The organism is Actinomadura geliboluensis (genome assembly GCF_005889745.1).
GTDB lineage: Bacteria > Actinomycetota > Actinomycetes > Streptosporangiales > Streptosporangiaceae > Spirillospora > Spirillospora geliboluensis.
This window is the reverse complement of record NZ_VCKZ01000707.1, coordinates 1-1,813: the sequence shown is the minus strand read 5'-3', so window position 1 is coordinate 1,813 and position 1,813 is coordinate 1. Positions and strand designations below refer to the sequence as shown.

Here is a 1,813-nt window from a genome sequence, read left to right as displayed (position 1 = left end):
GCCCCGACGAGACGGCCCCGCCCGGCGGACCGCGCGGGGGCCGACACGAGGGCGTTCACGCCGCCCGGCATGGACGGCACCGCCTCGTCCACCCGGACCCGGTTCCTGGCGGGCGTCGGCGCCGCCGCCGGGACCGTCCTGGTCGGCGCCATCATCGCGGGGCTCGCGCAGGGCCGGGGGGACACCCCGGCCGCGCCGTCCGCCCACATCCGGTCGACGCCGACGGCGTCGGTCGTGCCGACGAGGGCGCACAGGGCGAAGCACAAAGCGCGGCACGCCGGGCACAAAGGCAGGCACAAGCGCGGCTGAGCAGTCCGGTGCGTCGTCAGGTGCGCCAGATCAGGACGAGCGCGCAGTCGTCGTCGCGGGCCGCCGCCATCGTCTCGACCAGCTCCCGCGCGCCGCTGCCGAACCCCTGCGGGACGAGCCGCTCCGCCTCGCCGAGCAGCCGGTCGATACCGGCGTCCAGGTCGCTGCCGGGCGACTCCACCAGCCCGTCGGTGTAGAGGAGGAGCGCGTCGCCCGGCCGAAGCGTGCCCCGCTCGGGGACGCAGTTCAGGTCGGGCACCACGCCGAGCACGACGCCTTTGGCGGAGCTGACCCGCCATTCGCCGCGACTCGCGTCGAACTGCACCGCGGGCGGGTGCCCCGCCGACTCGACCGTGTACTCCCCCGACTTCAGGTCGACGACGACGTGCACGGCCGTGACGAAGCCCTCGTCCCAGCGCTGGCGCTGCAGGTAGGCGTTGCAGGCGGGCAGGAAGCGGTCGGTCTGGACCGATCCAAGCAGCCCGCCGAACGCGCCCGACAGCATCAGCGCCCGGGTCCCCGCGTCGGTGCCCTTCCCCGACACGTCGACGAGCGCCACCTCCAGCCTGCCGTCGTCGCAGGACGACACGACGAAGTCGCCGCCGAACGACGACCCGCCGGCCTGCAGCATCACGACCTGCGAGGACCAGCCGTCCGGCAACTCGGGCATCTCGCCCTGCCGCCGCAGCCGGTCGCGCAACTCCAGCAGCATCGAGTCGCCGCGGAGGCCCTGCACGCCGAGCTGCTGCCGCGTCCGAGCCAGGGTGAGCGCGAGCACCGCCGTGATGGTCAGCGTGGCGATCATGCCGGGGCCGATGGCGGCCACGTCCTGCCAGGCGTTGTAGGTCACCATGGCGACGACGACGCCGAGAAGTGCGAGAAGACTGCGCACCTTCAGCAGCAGACCGCCGCCGAGCACGATCAGTACCAGCGCGCCGGACGGGGCCAGCCCGCGCGAGTCACTCGTGGTGGCGAGGCCGATCGCGATCGCACCGGCCGCGAGCACGGCGAAGACGTACCGCTCCCGGGTCAGCTTGCCCTGCCGGGCCCACCGGTACAGCGCCACGAGCAGGGGGATCCGCCGCAGGACGGCGCGCACCCGCGGCGGTAGCAGCTGCACCAGTCGTTGAAGCATGACTCCGGCACTGTATCGAGCAATCACCCCGGACGGTCGGTATCCGGGCCACCGGTGACTCCTTGTAACGGTCCAGGACGGTTTTATCTGGGTATGTGTCACCGCGGGGACACATGATGCCCCGGTGAAGGCAGAGCCCCGGCGAGGGGCGGAGACACGGCGAGAGGAGCGGGCGCATGGTCCAGCCCGGCATGCGGATCACGGTCGACGCGGCGATGCGCGCGCGGGACGTCTCGCGCCCCCGCCCCGAGGGCGCCGAACCGCCGCCCGCGGCGGCCGGGCCGGGCCCCGGCAAGCCCGCCGAGCCCGCCCGGCGCACCAAGGCCGCCAAGAACGAACGGCGCCGCCAGGGCAAGCGCGGCACCACCA

At 74.0% G+C, this 1,813-nt stretch carries 3 protein-coding genes; 2 read left to right on the top strand and 1 reads right to left on the bottom strand.

Going from position 1 to position 1,813, the window contains the following annotated elements; genetic code table 11:
• Nucleotides 1-309, top strand: a 309-nt coding sequence (locus ETD96_RS43685) for a hypothetical protein (protein ID WP_205719763.1), incomplete at its 5' end; no start/stop codon positions are given.
• A 16-nt stretch (nt 310-325) separates the two neighbouring features.
• Here the strand turns inward: ETD96_RS43685 and ETD96_RS43680 are convergent.
• Nucleotides 326-1,444, bottom strand: coding sequence for a PP2C family protein-serine/threonine phosphatase (locus ETD96_RS43680; protein ID WP_138642336.1), 1,119 nt, complete (start codon nt 1,442-1,444; stop codon nt 326-328).
• A gap of 176 nt (nt 1,445-1,620) precedes the next feature.
• Here ETD96_RS43680 and ETD96_RS43675 point away from each other — a divergent pair.
• Nucleotides 1,621-1,813 (top strand): hypothetical protein (locus ETD96_RS43675; protein WP_205719762.1); only part of this gene is annotated, 193 nt, incomplete at its 3' end.

Coding starts and splice junctions, on each gene's coding strand:
- ETD96_RS43680 (WP_138642336.1), bottom strand. CDS start 1,444: ATGCTTCAACGACTGGTGCAGCTGCTACCGCCGCGGGTGCGCGCCGTC.